The following is a 13,684-nucleotide window of genomic DNA, read 5'->3' on the forward strand; positions in this document are numbered from 1 at the left end:
CCGGGGGGGAGGGTCGGGCGGGACCTCACGGCGAGAGGTCAGCGCCCTTGGTGTTGAAACTCAGGCCCCGAGGTCGGCGTGGATGCCTGCTGTGTCGATGTTATCATGCTCGGCGATCACCACCAGCTGGGTCTTGCGCGGCTGCGCGCCCCAGGGTTGGTCGTATTGCGCGCGCAGACGTTCACCCACCGCTTGTACGAGCATTCGCATTGGTTTTCCTTCCACGGCCACATAGCCCTTCACCCGCAGGATGTTGCGGGCGCGGGCCATCTCGATGATCCGTTTTTGCAGGTCTTCGGGATCGGAGACTTCGCCCATTTCGACCACGATGGACTCAAAATCGTCATGTTCATGATCGTGGTGGCCGTCATGGTGGCTTGGGCGCGCGTCGAGGTCGTCTTCGGCGGCAGCGCCCAGACCCAGGATCACGCGGGGATCGATCACCCCTTCGGTCATTGGCAGGATCGGCAGCTTGCGCGGGGCCTCGGCTTCGATCACCGCGCGGGCCTTCTCGACGCCCGCCTCGCCGGCCAGATCCGCCTTGGACAACAGCACGATATCGGCGCAGGAGATCTGGTCCTCGAAGACCTCGGACAGCGGTGTTTCGTGATCAAGGCTCTCGTCCGCCTCGCGCTGGGCCTGCACGGCGTCCAGGTCGGGGGCGAACTGGCCCTTGGCGACGGCCTCGGCATCGGCCAGGGCGATCACCCCGTCGACGGTGATGCGCGAGCGGATGGCGGGCCAGTCAAAGGCTTTGAGGAGCGGTTTCGGTAGCGCCAGACCGGAGGTCTCAATGACGATATGCTCGGGCGGCTCGGGCAGCGCCATCAGGCTCTCGATGGTGGGGATGAAATCATCGGCCACGGTGCAGCAGATGCAGCCATTGGCGAGTTCCATGATGTTTTCCGCCGGGCAATTGTCATCGGCACAGGATTTCAGGATGTCGCCATCAACACCGGCGGTGCCAAACTCATTCACCACCACCGCGAGGCGCTTGCCCTGCGGGTTCTGCATCAGGTGACGGATCAGAGTGGTTTTGCCAGCCCCCAGAAAGCCGGTGATGACGGTGACGGGGATCTTGTTCAATGTGGTCATGTGAAATGGGCCTTTCGGGTCAATCCTGCGCAAGCTCGGTGGCAGGCGTGTCTGGGGTGTCACTGGAAGAGTCGTGACGCTCGGGTGCGGGTGTCGGGGTCAGCGCAACGCTCGGCATGGAGACGGGCGGAATGCGGGCGATGGATTGTTTGCGAAACACCACCGGGCGTTCGCGCCATGGCACAAACCCATCCTCGGTCGCCGCATAAGCCGCAGCACCGGCGAGGATATCCTCAAGATGGGCATCCGGATCGAGATCACCGTAGATATAGCTCCAGCGGGCAGGGCCACCGGAGAGATGCAACGTGCAGGACCGCGAGCAGGCCGAAAGGCACTCGACCCCGCGCACGGTGACGCCTTCGGGCAGCGCGCTGCCTGCAAGACGGTCGGCAAGGATGCGGCCGGGGCGCATGGCTTCGGGATCGCTGCCGGTCTGGCGACAGGTGGTGCAGACGGTCAGGACAACCGGCTCCGGGCTCTGGCTGGGGGTCTCTCCCATGCGGCCTTTTCTCCTCCTCAGCGGCGAGGCGGGGCAGGCCAGATGGGGGCGCGTGCCACGTGTGGCAGGCCCTCAACCGGTCGCGGCACACCCCGTCCGCCGGTTTCACACACGCTGGCAGGTCTCCCGGCTTGCGGATGCCAGACCCGGGTGGGGCGCTGACGGTCGTCCCGCCTTCCCGGTGCCGCCCCTAGGGGTGCGCCAGTGGCGTCGGGAGACCTCTCCGGTCACGGTCGCGGGGGCGGCTGTGCTTGGGGCGCGCTGCGGCGTGCCTTGTCACATTCCCTCTTCGCCCGAAGGGTGTCACCTTCGGGAACCAACGAAAATCCCTTGCGCCATGGGGGCACTCTTTGTCAAGACATGGGGCCAAACAGCAGGAGCGACCCCGTGAGCGACCAGACCAACGCAAGTAGCGAAACCGACATCTCCGACGAAGAAGCGGCACGCCATGCCTCAAAGATGGCAAAGAAAAAGGCCGCCCGTGATCGGATGATGAAAACCAAAGATGGCGAAAAAGGTCTCATCATCGTTCACACCGGCCCCGGCAAGGGCAAGTCGTCCTCGGGATTCGGCATGATCATGCGCTGCATCGCCCATGGCATGCCCTCGGCGGTGGTGCAGTTCATCAAGGGCGCGTGGCAGACCGGCGAGCGCACGTTGATTGAGGAGAATTTCTCGGATCTGTGCCAGTTCTACGCGATGGGCGAGGGGTTTACGTGGGAAACGCAAGATAAGGCCCGCGATATTGCGGCAGCCCGCGCGGGCTGGGAAAAGGCCAAGGAGATGATCCTCGATGAGAAGAACACCATGGTGCTACTCGATGAGATCAACATCGCGCTGCGCTATGAGTATCTGGATTTGCAGGAGGTTCTGGAGTTCCTCGTCGAGCATAAGCCGCCGATGACCCATGTGGTGCTGACCGGGCGCAACGCGAAGGAAGAACTGATCGAGATCGCCGATCTTGTGACCGAGATGGCGCAGGTGAAGCACCCGTTCCGGGCTGGCATCAAGGCTCAGAAAGGCGTGGAGTTCTGAAACCTCAGCGTGTGTCGTGAGCGGGGATGCGAGGCGCTGCCTCGCGCTCCGGGATATTTTGAGTTAGAAGAGGGAGGGGCGTTGTGCCCCTCTCTTTTGTCAGTCTGTTTTGTTAGTCGGTGACGCGGGATTTGATATAAGCGTCGACCGCAGTGCGCGCATCAGGGTCCAAACGCAGGCCGAGTTTTGTGCGCCGCCACAGGAAATCCTCGCCCGTGCGCACCCATTCTCGGGCAATCGCCCAGTCAAGTTCGCGGGCCGTGATGGTCGCGCCGAAGCTCTGGCCCAGATCGCTCTGCGCCTTGGCGTCGCCCAGAATGGCCCAGGCCTCGGTGCCATAGGCGCGGATCAGGCGGCGGGTGGCGTAGGCCGACAGGAAGGGATACTCGCGCGCCAATTTTTCGCGCAAGCGGGCGACATCTTCGACCGGGAAATCGCCGCCGGGCAGGGGCACACCTGCGGTCCACTCCGACGGCAGGCTTGGGAAGACCTCGTTGATTCTATCCAGCGCCGCCTCGGCAAGTTTGCGGTAGGTGGTGATCTTGCCGCCAAACACATTGAGGAGCGGGGCCTGTGTCTTGTCGAGCGTCAGCACATATTCGCGTGTCGCGGCAGAGGCGGAGCTGGCGCCGTCATCATAAAGGGGCCGCACGCCGGAATAGGTCCAGACGATCTGGTCGCGTGTCACGGGTGTGTCAAAATAGTTCGACGCGAATTTGACCAGATAGTCCTGCTCTTCCTCGGTGCAGATGGGTTTGGTCTCGGGATCGGGGTGATCAGCGTCGGTGGTGCCGATGAGGGTGAAATCCTCCTCATAGGGAATGGCAAAGATGATGCGCCCGTCCTGCCCTTGGAAGAAATAGCAGCGCCCGTGGTCGTAGAGTTTTGGTACCACGATATGGCTGCCGCGCACGAGGCGCACGTTTTCGCGGCTGTTTTGGCCGAGCTTCTGGCGCAGCACATCGGCCACCCATGGACCACCTGCGTTCACCAGCATTTTTGCGCGGCGGGTGGTTTCTGCACCGGTGGCCAGATCCTTCAGGTGGATTTCCCAGTGATCCGCGTGGCGGGTGGCATTCACAACCTCGGTGCGGGTCATGATCTCGGCGCCGCGGGCCTCGGCGTCGCGGGCGTTCAGCACCACGAGGCGGGCGTCTTCGACCCAGCAGTCGGAATATTCAAACGCCTTTTTGAATTTGGAGTTCAGGGGCTTGCCTGCCTCATCCGTGGTCAGGTCCACGGTTGCAGTGCCGGGCAGAATGCCGCGTTTGCCGAGTGTGTCGTACATGAAAAGACCCAGCCGGATCAGCCACGCCGGGCGGCGGCCTTTCATCCATGGCATGAAGGTGGTCAGCAGTTTGGAGGTCGGCGTTGTGTTGTCGAACCGCATGTCCTTGTGGAAGGGCAGCACGAAGCGCATCGGCCATGAGATATGCGGCATGGCGCGCAGCAGCACCTCGCGTTCGATCAGGGCCTCGCGCACCAGACGGAATTCGAAATATTCCAGATAGCGCAGGCCGCCGTGGAACAGTTTGGTCGAGGCCGAGGAGGTGGCGGAGGCGAGGTCGTTCATTTCGGCCAATGTCACGGAGAGGCCGCGACCGGCGGCGTCGCGGGCAATGCCGCAGCCGTTGATGCCGCCGCCGATGATGAACAGATCGGTGATGTCGGAGGTCTTGGGCGTATCAGTCATTTTCGCTGCTTTCGGTTTCGGGGCCGCCGTCTGCGATCAGGATTTGGGTGCCGGACGCGGCTGCGGCCTCGGCAAAATCTGCTGGAACAGGGCGGTCAGTGATGACAAAATCCAGTTCCGCGAGGGCGCAGATGCGCACGGGGGCGGAGCGGTCGAATTTGCTGCCGTCGCACATCAGGATGCGCGTGCGGGCATTTCTGAGGATGGCGCGGGCGACGGAGACTTCGCGGGCGTCGTGGTCGAGGATCGCGCCGTCTGCGTCCATGGCGGAGGCACCGATGACGGCGTAGTCGACCTTGTAACGGTTGATGAATTCCACCGCCTCTTCGCCGACAATCGCGCCGTCGCTTTGGCGGATGGTGCCACCCACAAGGATCAGATCACGCGCCTCCATACCCATCATCATATTGATAATGTTGATATTGTTGGATAGGACCGTCAGCCCCTTGTGACCGGAGAGCGCACGCGCCACCTGTTCGGTTGAGGTGCCGATATTGAGCGCGATGGAGCAGTTTTCAGGGATCACATCGGAGGCCAGTGCGGCCATCGCGCGTTTGCCGCTGGCATTGAGGCTGCGGCGCTCGGCATAGCCGCGATTGGCGGCGGAGCTGATGCGCACGGCACCGCCATGGACGCGGCTCAGCTGGCCACGGGCAGACAGATCGCGCAGGTCAGTGCGCACGGTCTGCAAAGAGACACCAAAGCGGCGCGCAAGGTCTTCAACCTCGACACGATCCTGCTGTGTGAGCAGGGAGAGGATTTCGTTTTGGCGATCATTTGCATCCATGAGCTTTCCTTTTCATGGATGCATATAGAGAACGTCGCGCGTTTTGTCACGTGTGGATTTCGTTCTAGTGTGCATCGGGCGCAAAACGAAAGCCCCTCGCGCAGGTGCGGAGGGGGCGCCCGGAATTTGAATTGGGTTTTGCCCGGACAAGGGCAGGGTCACCCCGACCTCCCCCACGGGAGGGGGCTTCACCCCGACCCGAGGTCGGGGCCGCCCTTCGTGCCCTCAGGTGAGTGGGATCAGGTGATTGTCCCAGGCCAGCGGCGCGGTGGCGAGGTGTTCAACCTCTGTGCCGATCCGCGCCACGGCACCCGTTCCGGTGCTGGCGAGGAAACCTTCGCGCAGGGTCGCAAGGCCGCAGACATCCAGGAGAGCATGTTCGGCCAGCAAAGCACCGCTGGCGCAGTCCATCACCTGCACCACACCACCCCGGGGTGAGGTCACGGCGATCTGCGTCTCATCGCCAGAAAACGCGATGGAGCCGCCATAGCCATTGAGGTTGCGCAAGCGCGGGTCGTCCGCTGCCATCAGGCGCGGCGCGTCGCCGGGGTGATGCAGGCCTACGATGGGCACGTCTGCGCCCAGATCGCCCTGCCATTGCATGGCAAACCCCACGGTGCCATCGCTGCGCACGGCGATATGGCGGATGGAGTTTTTATGCAGGTCCGAGGGCAGTTCCATCTGCTCCTGTATCTCGCCCGACAGGCTCAGATAGCTGAGGTTTGGGCGCATAAAGGGGATGTTGAGCTTGGCGCGGCCAGTGTCCGGGTGAGTCTCGATGCCACCATTGGCCACCACAAGACCGGGGGCGTCGCGGCGCAAAAGCATCTCATGCGGGCCGATACCGCCGGAGGGAAACTGGCCGATGCGGCGATAGTCGCGGGCGTTCCAGACGCCAATCATGCCTTCGCCGCTCTCGAAGGCATTCTCGGTCGTATACATCACCTCGCCTTCGGGGGAGAACACGCCATGACCGTAGAAGTGATGCCCCTCCGGTGGCTCCAGCCGCGCCAGTTGCGCGCCGCTGCGGCAGTCGATGACATCGGCAAATCGACCGGGACGGCGGGCAAAGGCCACCGCTTCGGGCCGGGTGGGATGAGCGCTGGCGGCATGGCCCCGGTCGGGCAGCGCGTGGCGAAACAGCACCTCGCCCGCCTCAGACAGCCCCGCGACCACAAACAGTCCCAGTTCGTCCTTGCCCGCAGAGAGATAGGCGGGCGCGCCCGCGTCCGCCCAAGTGGCGGAAGGGGCCATGCTGCTGGCCATCAAGCCTGCAATGAAGCCGCGTCGAGAGGGCATTTGTGAACTCCTGTCTTTGATCGGAACGGGTTGTGAAGTGTCGGGTCAGTCGCCATCCAGCGCGTTGAACCCGGCCTCCACCCCCAGCGTGGGGCCAAGGTCCAGTGCGGCGATTTCTTTGATCTCGCGTACATCCTGTTGCAGCGTTTCCAACAAAAAGCGTTTTTGCGGATCACTCACCCCGGCAAAGCTCGGGTCATCGGCAAGGTTCGCGGCGTGGCGGTCGGCCTTGTCGAACAGCTGTGTCAGATGTTGCGAGAGCGCCTGATCGCCTTCGGACAGGAGTTGTGCCAGTTGGCGCAGGCTATCCAACTGGATCTGCACATGGCGCAAGGAACGGCCGGAGCGGCGCGCCTCGGCGCGATTGGGGCGCGGGGTGTCAAATGTGCCGAGCGGGCGGCCAAGGCGCATATCGGCGAGGATCTCCAACCCGGTGGTGAGCGCTTTGAACAGTTCCTGATGCGCTTCCTCATCGCTGCGGTAGCGGTCATCGGGGTGGCGCAGCTTGTCGGCGTAGTCCTCTTGCCAATCGGTCAAAATCGCGGTGCTGTTTCGTGACACATCTTGCGCGACTGCTTTGACGAACGCGCAGGCATAGCCCGGGGAGGTCAGATCCGCATAGGTGGGGTCATAAAAGAGGTACTCCAGCGCATAAAACCCGCGTACCGCGACCGAGGCGGTGGCGAAGTCCTCGGGCGTGTTGACCACCGGGTCACTGTCCAACAGCAGGCTGCGCAGGGCCTTTGGGGTCTTGGAACGGCTGTCGGGCCAGAAGGCGATGGCAAAGGCGCGATTGTCGGCCTCGGAGGGGCCAAAACGCAGGTGGCTGGCCGCAACCCATGCGTCAAAGGCCTCACCCCAAGCGGTGCGCACGGCCTCTGATGTGGGGGCGCAGTCACTTTCTGTAAGGGTCGCAAATTCGGCAGTCTCGGTGGCCAGACGCGCGTAGGTGGGCAGGATATGCTGGTCGATGACCGCATCCGTGAGCGCATCCGCGCGTGCCATTCCGGTGAGGGCAACAAGGGCGCAGGCGGTGGACGCCAGACGAGACAAGACAGACATTAAAGAGACTCCAGAAAGGTGATAAGGGCGGCGCGATCATCGGGGGGCAAGGCGACAACGGTGTCGCGGGCGGCTTGTGCCTCGCCACCATGCCAGAGGATGGCTTCCAGCAAGGTGCGGGCGCGGCCATCATGCAAGAAGGTGGCACGGTCTGAAACCTGCTGCGTCAAACCAATCCCCCAGAGCGGTGCGGTGCGCCATTCGCGCCCGGTCGCGCGCGCTTCGGGCCGGTTGTCAGCAAGGCCATCGCCCATGTCGTGCAGTAGCAGGTCGGAATAGGGCCAGATCAGCTGAAAGCTCTGCTCGGGGCGGTCCAGCAGGCGGTGGGTGACGAATTTGGGTTGGTGGCAACTGGCACAGCCGCTGTCATAGAACACGGATTTGCCGCGCAGCACCTCGGGTGCGTCCAGATCGCGGCGGGCAGGCACCGAGACATTGCGGCTGTAAAAGGTGACCAGATCCATATTGGGCTGGTCAATTTCGGTGACGCGCACGTCGCCGTCGCCGTGCGGCGCGCTGCGGCAGGCGTCCTGCAAGGCTGTGCAATCGCCATAGGGCTGCGGAAACAGCGGTGTCGAGATGCCGATATCGCCGGAAAACGCCGCAGCGGATTGTTCGTGGATGGTGGCGGTGCCCGCCTTGAGGCCAAAGCGCCCCAGCATCACTTGACCAAATTCCTTGGACCACACGAGGTTTGGCCGCCCTGAAATACCATCGCCGTTCTGATCGTCGGGGTCGGCAAGGGCGAGGATATCAGCCGCCGGGATCGCCTCCAGGAGGCCAAGGCCGATCATCGGTGGAGCCACGCGCGGCGAGAGCATCGCCTTGGCATGCAGGGGGCCGTATTTCAGCGCGGTGGCTTCAAACGAGGGCTTGCGCAGGCTGACCACCTCGCCGCCATTCAGGGTAATTTCTTCCTCGGTGTAGGTCACCGACAGGCGGTATTCGGGATTGACGCCGGGGCTGGAGAAATCCTGCAATTGCCAGCCATAGGTCGGCTCTGGCGACATGCCGATATAGTCGGGAATGGCGCGCAATGCGGGGGACACCGGGCCGGGAATGGAGACGCGCAGAAAGGTCGAGGCAGAGCGATAGTCCGGCCCCTCGGGCAGATGTCCGCGCCCATCGCGGATGTGGCAGCGTTGGCAGGCACGGGCGTTGTAGACCGGACCAAGCCCATCAGACGCGCGGGTCGAGGACGGCGAGAACACCCAGAGTTTGTCAAACAAGGCCTCGCCCAGCCGGAACTCCAGACCCTGTTCAAACGTCAGGTTCACGGGCGGCGTGCTGAAAACCTCGCGGTCGTTGCGAAAGGGCAGGGTGGCGGCCCCGGCGGGGTTTTCCTCGAATGGCTCGGGCGCGGTGAAATCGCGCGCAGGGGCGGTGACGCGCGCAATGCGGCTGGTTTCGTCTTTGGTGCGGGGCAGAAAGGAGAGATGCGGCTCCGACAGACCATCTGGTGCGGGAGGGGCGGCGCGGTCGGTTGCATGAAGCGGTGCGGCCAGCACCAGAGTGAGGGCCGCACTCAGAAGAAAGACCGTGTTACTCGGCTTCGTCCATCTTGGAGGCGTTGAGTTGCGCGTATTTTTCTTCGCCAACGCGGTCGTGCAGTTCAAGCTGGGTCTCCAGGAAATCGATATGGCCTTCTTCGTCGGCCAGCAGCTCTTTGAACAGCTCCTCAGAGACGAAGTCACCATTGGTCCTACAGTACTCTGCCGCTTCCTTATAGAGGGCGCGGGCCTCTTGTTCTGCGGCCAAATCGCATTCCAAGGTTTCCTTGGGCGTCTGGCCGATGCGCAGGGGATCAAGCGTTTGCAGGTTTGGATGCCCTTCGAGGAAGATGATCCGGTCGATCAGCTTGTCCGCGTGGTTCATCTCTTCGATGCTTTCCTCGCGGCTCTTCTTGGCCATGTGGCCGAGGCCCCAATCCTGTTGCAGGCGATAATGCAGCCAGTACTGGCTAACCGCCGTCAGCTCGCTCCTAAGCGCCTTGTTGAGATATTCGATGACTTTGGGGTCGCCCTTCATAATTGCTCTCCGGAGAAATGGCTGTACGTAGGTTCTGCAGATGTGCAGGTACACTAACCTTAGCGTTGGCGCGCATGGTGTCCAGAAAGAGCGACATGCAACCGCCACAATCCGCCTTCTTGCCGAGGGCGCGATAAATTTTCCCAGGAGTTATAATGGTTTGCGGGTCAGAGGCGCGCATCCAGTCGATGGCCGAATGGATGTCGTGATCCGAGATCGCAGTGCAGTGGCAGATGATCATGGCGGGGCTGTTATCCCAAGAGATTCTATAGGCTACTTGCTCGCCTCAATATCTGAGCAAAAGAATAAGTTTTCAAGGATAAATAAGACAGATTTGCTCAGGAAATCGTGAGCGCCGCATATTGTGAAGATTAGCGCACACAAAAAAGGAGCCGCACACGGGGGCGCGACTCCTGTCAGATCGGGGACCTGATCTGTATTATTCAAAAACCGCCGTAGGGTTGTCGAGCGAGTCAGAACCTTCAATGGCGACACCGTCCAGCTCCAGTGCGGCAACCGCGCGCTCGATGGAGCGGGTCTGATCCACCAGTGCGTCCACGCCGCCCATGACCAGTGCTTCGCCGGCATCGCTGCCCTGCGCAAGCATCTGGTCATAGGAGAAGCCTGCCTCGGCCGCCGTCTTGATGCGGCCCAGCTTCATCATGGTGGTGGAGAGTTTGCCGGTCAGTTCCGCGTTCAGTTCAGAATCCGCCGCTTCGACCAGATCGGCCAGCGCTGGACCGGACACCAGATCGCCGTTCACCCGCACATATTCGCCCAAGTAGACGTTCTGGATGCCCAGACCATCGTAGTAGTGGCTGTTGTGGGTGTTGTCGGAGAAGCAATCATGCTCTTCCTCGGGATCGTTCAGCATCAGGCCAAGACGCATCCGCTCGCCCGCTTGTTCGCCATAAGACAGCGAACCCATGCCGGTCAGGATCGTGGTGATGCCTGCGTCCTCGTCCGAAAGCACGGTTTCGCGCGCTTCGCCGCCTTCGGCCCATTGCGCGGTGATCCACTCAAGATCGGACACCAGCAGATCAGTCGCCGCTTTCAGGTAAGCGCCCCGGCGGTCACAATTGCCGTTGGTGCAGTCATCGCCAGCCGCATAGTCCGTCCATGCGCGCTCGCCCGCGCCATGCTCGGTGCCGTTCAGATCCTGACCCCAGAGCAGGAATTCGATGGCGTGGTAGCCGGTTGCCACATTGGCTTCGACACCGTCGGCCTCGTGCAGGGTCTCGGCCAGCAGCTCGGGCGTGATGTCAGAGGCGTCAATTGTCGTGCCAGAGAGGGTGAACTCCGGGTTGGCGACCACGTTCAGCGCTGCGGCGGCATTTTCATCGGTCGGGCCACCATAAGAGGCGTCCACATAGTCGATCAGGCCTTCATCCAGCGGCCATGCGTTCACTTTGCCTTCCCAGTCGTCGACGATGGCATTGCCGAAACGGTAGACTTCGGTCTGCTGGTACGGGACACGCGCCGCCAGCCATGCGTGTTTCGCGGCCTCAAGGTTTTCAGCCGAAGGGTCCGCAATCAGCGCATCAACAGCGGCCTGAAGCGCCTTTGCGGTGATCAGGCTGTCTTCGTATTTTGCCTCGGCGATGTTTGCGTAATTGGTCAGAACATCGGCTTTGGAAGCTGCGAAAGCGGCCGATGTGCCTACGGTCAAAGCCGCAATGGCGGCACCGGTGAGAAGCGGCGTTTTCATGAAGTATATCCTCGCTGGAACTTTGGTATTTGTGGCGCTGTTGCGCGTGGGGTGAATTACTTGGTCAGGATCAGCTTGCCTGCGCGGGTGATGCGCAGCGAATAGATCTGACCATTGAGAAGAATGCGGGCCTGCACACCGCCGCGGGTCAGATCTTCGGCGTGGTAGGTCGGGTAGGTTTCAGGCTGGGCAGCTGCGGCAATGTCTTCTTGGGAAATCGGTTTCAGGTTGCTCATCGGGGAGACCTCTGTTTCTGCTCCACCTTGTCGAACAGCCACTCAAAGCAAAAGCTCTGCTGCGGCAACTCTCCCGACAGGACATTGTGCCACAAATCCGACAACGGCAGCGGATCTGTGTCGCGGTCACTATGTGTTGGTGTTTGGCCAGAGAGTTTCAACATGTGCGGGGCGCAAGGTTCAGGTTGTCGGCTGGCCCGTGTGACACACAGGTTGGCTGGATTGCCTTATACCTGATTTATTTGGTCGGATATGTCAATTGATTAAATATCCCTCCTGTTTCCTTTGGCTTATCCAATGCCGACGTGGGGATTTACGGCGCTGAAAACAGGGCAGATGTGGATTTATCGCAGGATTTCGCCGTGCTCAGCGACTTTGCGCTGGCTCGGAGGGGGAGGAAAACTCAGCCACCAGCGCGTCTATGAACAGGCGTACGCGCTGCGGCTGGTGGCGGCGGTCCTGATAGACGAGGTAAAGCCCCAGTTGCGATTCTACCCCCGGTGGTGGGGGCGCAATCTCGACAGAGCCCGTTTTGGCATCCTGCTCACATAGTGACAGTGGCAGACAGGCGCGGGCGGCACCGGCCAGCGTCAGTTCCCGCGCCAGTGCAAAGGATTCGCAATGGGCCTGTCCGGGCAGCGGGCTGCTGTTCAGGTGCCGGGTGAGGGGACCAAGGATCGGCAGGCTCTCATCCCGCAGCCGCCCCGGCGGGGCCACCAGCTGCACCGGCATCTGCGACAGGAGCCGCGCAATCAGATCCGCGCCGCCGGGGCGATTGCCACGCAGAGCGACATCGATCCCGTCGCGGACAAAATCGGTGGCGCGATCCTCCACGGTGATGTCGACATGGATTTTAGGGTGGCGCGCTAGAAAGTCCCGGGTGAGACGGGCCAGCTGGTCCATCGGAAGGGCAGTTGGCACCGACAGCCGCACCGGCCCGCTGGCGCTGACATCGGCCGAGACAAGGCTGCGCGCCGCCTCGATCTCGGCCAAGGCCCGTTGGCAGCGCTCCAGAAACACCGCGCCCTCGGCGGTGAGGGCGGTGCTGCGGGTTGTGCGATCCAAGAGGCGCACGCCGAGGCTCTGTTCCAGCGCCCGCACCCGGCTGGTGACGGTCGAGGGCGGCAGACCCAGACGTCGCGCCGCGCCCGCAAAGCTCAACTGGCCCGCGACTTCGGCGAAGGTTTCGATGTTTTGCAGATCGTTCATTGCGCGATTATCTCGTTTAGTGTCTGCAGTATTATGGCGATTATTTCGCCATATGCGAGGGGTTACATCCGCTTCATCAGAAGTGGAGAAGCAGATGAACAGACGTAGCTTTCTAAAATCCGGTGTTGCGGTTGCCGCAGCGAGCCTGTTGCCCGCCACCGCGCGCAGTGCGACGGCCCCCCTGACGGTGCGTTGGCTGGGAGGCGCGATGATGGAGATCGAAGCCGCAGGCCTGCGCATTCTCACCGATCCCTGCCTTGGCGAAGGAGAAGAGGCCTTTGTGATGGGGGACCCCAATGAGATGTTTGACCTTGCCAAAGGCCCGAATATCAAGACCCACGCCCGGCTGACGCCCTTTCCGGGGCTGACGCACAGCAGCCCGGATCTGGTGCTCTTGAGCCATCTGCACGAGGATCATTTCGACCAGAAGGCCCAAGCCTGGCTGGAACGCAGCCTGCCCTTGCTGGCACCGGAGCATGACACAGAGCATCTGCGGCAGCAGGGCTATGGCGCACAGGCCTTGCGGCACGGGGCGACGCGTGTGTTCAACGGCCCCAGTGGTGAGGTCCGGGTCACTGCCTTGCCTGCGGTGCATTCGCTCAACCCGCAAATCTCGGCGGTGCTGGGCCTTGGCAATGGCTATATGATCGAGGCCAGCCGTGGTGCGCAGGTGCAGCGTCTGTATTGGGCGGGCGATACGTTCCATGCCGAGCCGGTGGCGCAGGCGCTGGCCCAGCAGGACACCCCGGATCTGTTTATTCCGCATATCGGTGCGGTCGGCGGTGATGGGGCGCTGGGGCAGATTTCCATGGATGGGGGGCAGGCGATGGATTTCGCCGCACAGGTGGGCGCGCGCTCCGTTCTGCCGGTGCACCACACAACCTATTCCCTCTTTCGCGAAGGGCCAGAGGTGATGCAGCGCTTGCATGCTGCGTTGAGGCCCGAGTGGAACCTGCTCTTGCCGGGGGAGGGGGGAGAAGTCCTGCTCTGACAGGCGGCGCTCCGGCGATCAAACCCTGCCCCAAGGGGTGGG

At 62.3% G+C, this 13,684-nt stretch carries 14 protein-coding genes and 1 riboswitch; of the genes, 2 read left to right on the forward strand and 12 right to left on the reverse strand.

What is annotated here, in order from left to right:
* Positions 1–60: 60 nt before the first annotated feature.
* Positions 61–1,095, reverse strand: a complete 1,035-nt coding sequence (cobW, locus tag K529_RS02815) for a cobalamin biosynthesis protein CobW (protein ID WP_046002394.1) — start codon at positions 1,093–1,095, stop codon at positions 61–63.
* A gap of 19 nt (positions 1,096–1,114) precedes the next feature.
* Positions 1,115–1,594: a DUF1636 family protein gene (locus K529_RS02820; protein WP_009176785.1), complete on the reverse strand. Its 480-nt coding sequence runs from the start codon at positions 1,592–1,594 to the stop codon at positions 1,115–1,117.
* A 99-nt stretch (positions 1,595–1,693) separates the two neighbouring features.
* Positions 1,694–1,930: riboswitch (cobalamin riboswitch) on the reverse strand.
* 24 nt (positions 1,931–1,954) lie between these two features.
* On the opposite strand from K529_RS02820, the gene cobO reads away from it, so the two are divergent.
* Complete coding sequence (gene cobO, locus K529_RS02825) at positions 1,955–2,629, forward strand: cob(I)yrinic acid a,c-diamide adenosyltransferase (protein WP_046002395.1); 675 nt, start codon at positions 1,955–1,957, stop codon at positions 2,627–2,629.
* 112 nt (positions 2,630–2,741) lie between these two features.
* Here the strand turns inward: cobO and glpD are convergent, their stop codons facing one another.
* From glpD to K529_RS02870, 10 genes are all read right to left on the reverse strand, one after another.
* Positions 2,742–4,322, reverse strand: coding sequence for a glycerol-3-phosphate dehydrogenase (gene glpD, locus K529_RS02830; protein WP_005684275.1), 1,581 nt, complete (start codon positions 4,320–4,322; stop codon positions 2,742–2,744).
* Complete coding sequence (locus K529_RS02835; RefSeq protein ID WP_046002396.1) at positions 4,315–5,109, reverse strand: DeoR/GlpR family DNA-binding transcription regulator; 795 nt, start codon at positions 5,107–5,109, stop codon at positions 4,315–4,317. Before K529_RS02835 ends, glpD begins: the two co-directional genes overlap by 8 nt.
* A 225-nt stretch (positions 5,110–5,334) precedes the next feature.
* Complete coding sequence (locus K529_RS02840; protein WP_046002397.1) at positions 5,335–6,408, reverse strand: DUF1513 domain-containing protein; 1,074 nt, start codon at positions 6,406–6,408, stop codon at positions 5,335–5,337.
* Between the two features lie 45 nt (positions 6,409–6,453).
* On the reverse strand, positions 6,454–7,470 hold the full coding sequence (locus tag K529_RS02845; RefSeq protein WP_052699539.1) for an imelysin family protein: 1,017 nt from the start codon (positions 7,468–7,470) through the stop codon (positions 6,454–6,456).
* Complete coding sequence (locus K529_RS02850) at positions 7,470–8,978, reverse strand: di-heme oxidoreductase family protein (protein WP_080929597.1); 1,509 nt, start codon at positions 8,976–8,978, stop codon at positions 7,470–7,472. The genes K529_RS02845 and K529_RS02850 overlap by 1 nt, the downstream gene beginning before the upstream one ends.
* A 34-nt stretch (positions 8,979–9,012) precedes the next feature.
* Positions 9,013–9,498, reverse strand: coding sequence for a bacterioferritin (bfr, locus tag K529_RS02855; RefSeq protein WP_005628455.1), 486 nt, complete (start codon positions 9,496–9,498; stop codon positions 9,013–9,015).
* Positions 9,452–9,739, reverse strand: coding sequence for a (2Fe-2S)-binding protein (locus K529_RS22995; protein ID WP_005628454.1), 288 nt, complete (start codon positions 9,737–9,739; stop codon positions 9,452–9,454). The genes bfr and K529_RS22995 overlap by 47 nt, the downstream gene beginning before the upstream one ends.
* Before the next feature lie 198 nt (positions 9,740–9,937).
* The gene (locus K529_RS02860) at positions 9,938–11,206 is read right to left on the reverse strand and encodes an imelysin family protein (RefSeq protein ID WP_005628451.1); all 1,269 of its coding nucleotides are present in this window, start codon (positions 11,204–11,206) and stop codon (positions 9,938–9,940) included.
* Between the two features lie 56 nt (positions 11,207–11,262).
* Complete coding sequence (gene hemP, locus K529_RS02865; protein WP_005628449.1) at positions 11,263–11,442, reverse strand: hemin uptake protein HemP; 180 nt, start codon at positions 11,440–11,442, stop codon at positions 11,263–11,265.
* A gap of 366 nt (positions 11,443–11,808) precedes the next feature.
* Positions 11,809–12,651 carry a LysR family transcriptional regulator gene (locus tag K529_RS02870; protein ID WP_046002399.1) on the reverse strand — a complete coding sequence of 281 codons (843 nt, stop codon included), beginning with the start codon at positions 12,649–12,651 and terminating at the stop codon, positions 11,809–11,811.
* A 94-nt stretch (positions 12,652–12,745) separates the two neighbouring features.
* Here K529_RS02870 and K529_RS02875 point away from each other — a divergent pair, with 94 nt between their 5' ends.
* Positions 12,746–13,642: an MBL fold metallo-hydrolase gene (locus tag K529_RS02875; protein WP_005618041.1), complete on the forward strand. Its 897-nt coding sequence runs from the start codon at positions 12,746–12,748 to the stop codon at positions 13,640–13,642.
* Positions 13,643–13,684: the final 42 nt, after the last annotated feature.

Origin of the sequence: Tritonibacter mobilis F1926 (genome assembly GCF_000376545.2) — a bacterium.
GTDB classification, from domain to species: Bacteria; Pseudomonadota; Alphaproteobacteria; order Rhodobacterales; family Rhodobacteraceae; genus Epibacterium; species Epibacterium mobile.

Excerpts from the sequence above, each read along its gene's own strand:
- K529_RS02875 (WP_005618041.1), top strand. The coding sequence starts at position 12,746 with ATGAACAGACGTAGCTTTCTAAAATCCGGTGTTGCGGTTGCCGCAGCG.
- bfr (WP_005628455.1), bottom strand. The coding sequence starts at position 9,498 with ATGAAGGGCGACCCCAAAGTCATCGAATATCTCAACAAGGCGCTTAGG.
- glpD (WP_005684275.1), bottom strand. The coding sequence starts at position 4,322 with ATGACTGATACGCCCAAGACCTCCGACATCACCGATCTGTTCATCATC.
- cobW (WP_046002394.1), bottom strand. The coding sequence starts at position 1,095 with ATGACCACATTGAACAAGATCCCCGTCACCGTCATCACCGGCTTTCTG.
- hemP (WP_005628449.1), bottom strand. The coding sequence starts at position 11,442 with ATGAGCAACCTGAAACCGATTTCCCAAGAAGACATTGCCGCAGCTGCC.
- K529_RS02820 (WP_009176785.1), bottom strand. The coding sequence starts at position 1,594 with ATGGGAGAGACCCCCAGCCAGAGCCCGGAGCCGGTTGTCCTGACCGTC.
- K529_RS02870 (WP_046002399.1), bottom strand. The coding sequence starts at position 12,651 with ATGAACGATCTGCAAAACATCGAAACCTTCGCCGAAGTCGCGGGCCAG.
- K529_RS02860 (WP_005628451.1), bottom strand. The coding sequence starts at position 11,206 with ATGAAAACGCCGCTTCTCACCGGTGCCGCCATTGCGGCTTTGACCGTA.
- K529_RS02840 (WP_046002397.1), bottom strand. The coding sequence starts at position 6,408 with ATGCCCTCTCGACGCGGCTTCATTGCAGGCTTGATGGCCAGCAGCATG.
- cobO (WP_046002395.1), top strand. The coding sequence starts at position 1,955 with ATGGGGCCAAACAGCAGGAGCGACCCCGTGAGCGACCAGACCAACGCA.
- K529_RS22995 (WP_005628454.1), bottom strand. The coding sequence starts at position 9,739 with ATGATCATCTGCCACTGCACTGCGATCTCGGATCACGACATCCATTCG.
- K529_RS02835 (WP_046002396.1), bottom strand. The coding sequence starts at position 5,109 with ATGGATGCAAATGATCGCCAAAACGAAATCCTCTCCCTGCTCACACAG.
- K529_RS02845 (WP_052699539.1), bottom strand. The coding sequence starts at position 7,470 with ATGTCTGTCTTGTCTCGTCTGGCGTCCACCGCCTGCGCCCTTGTTGCC.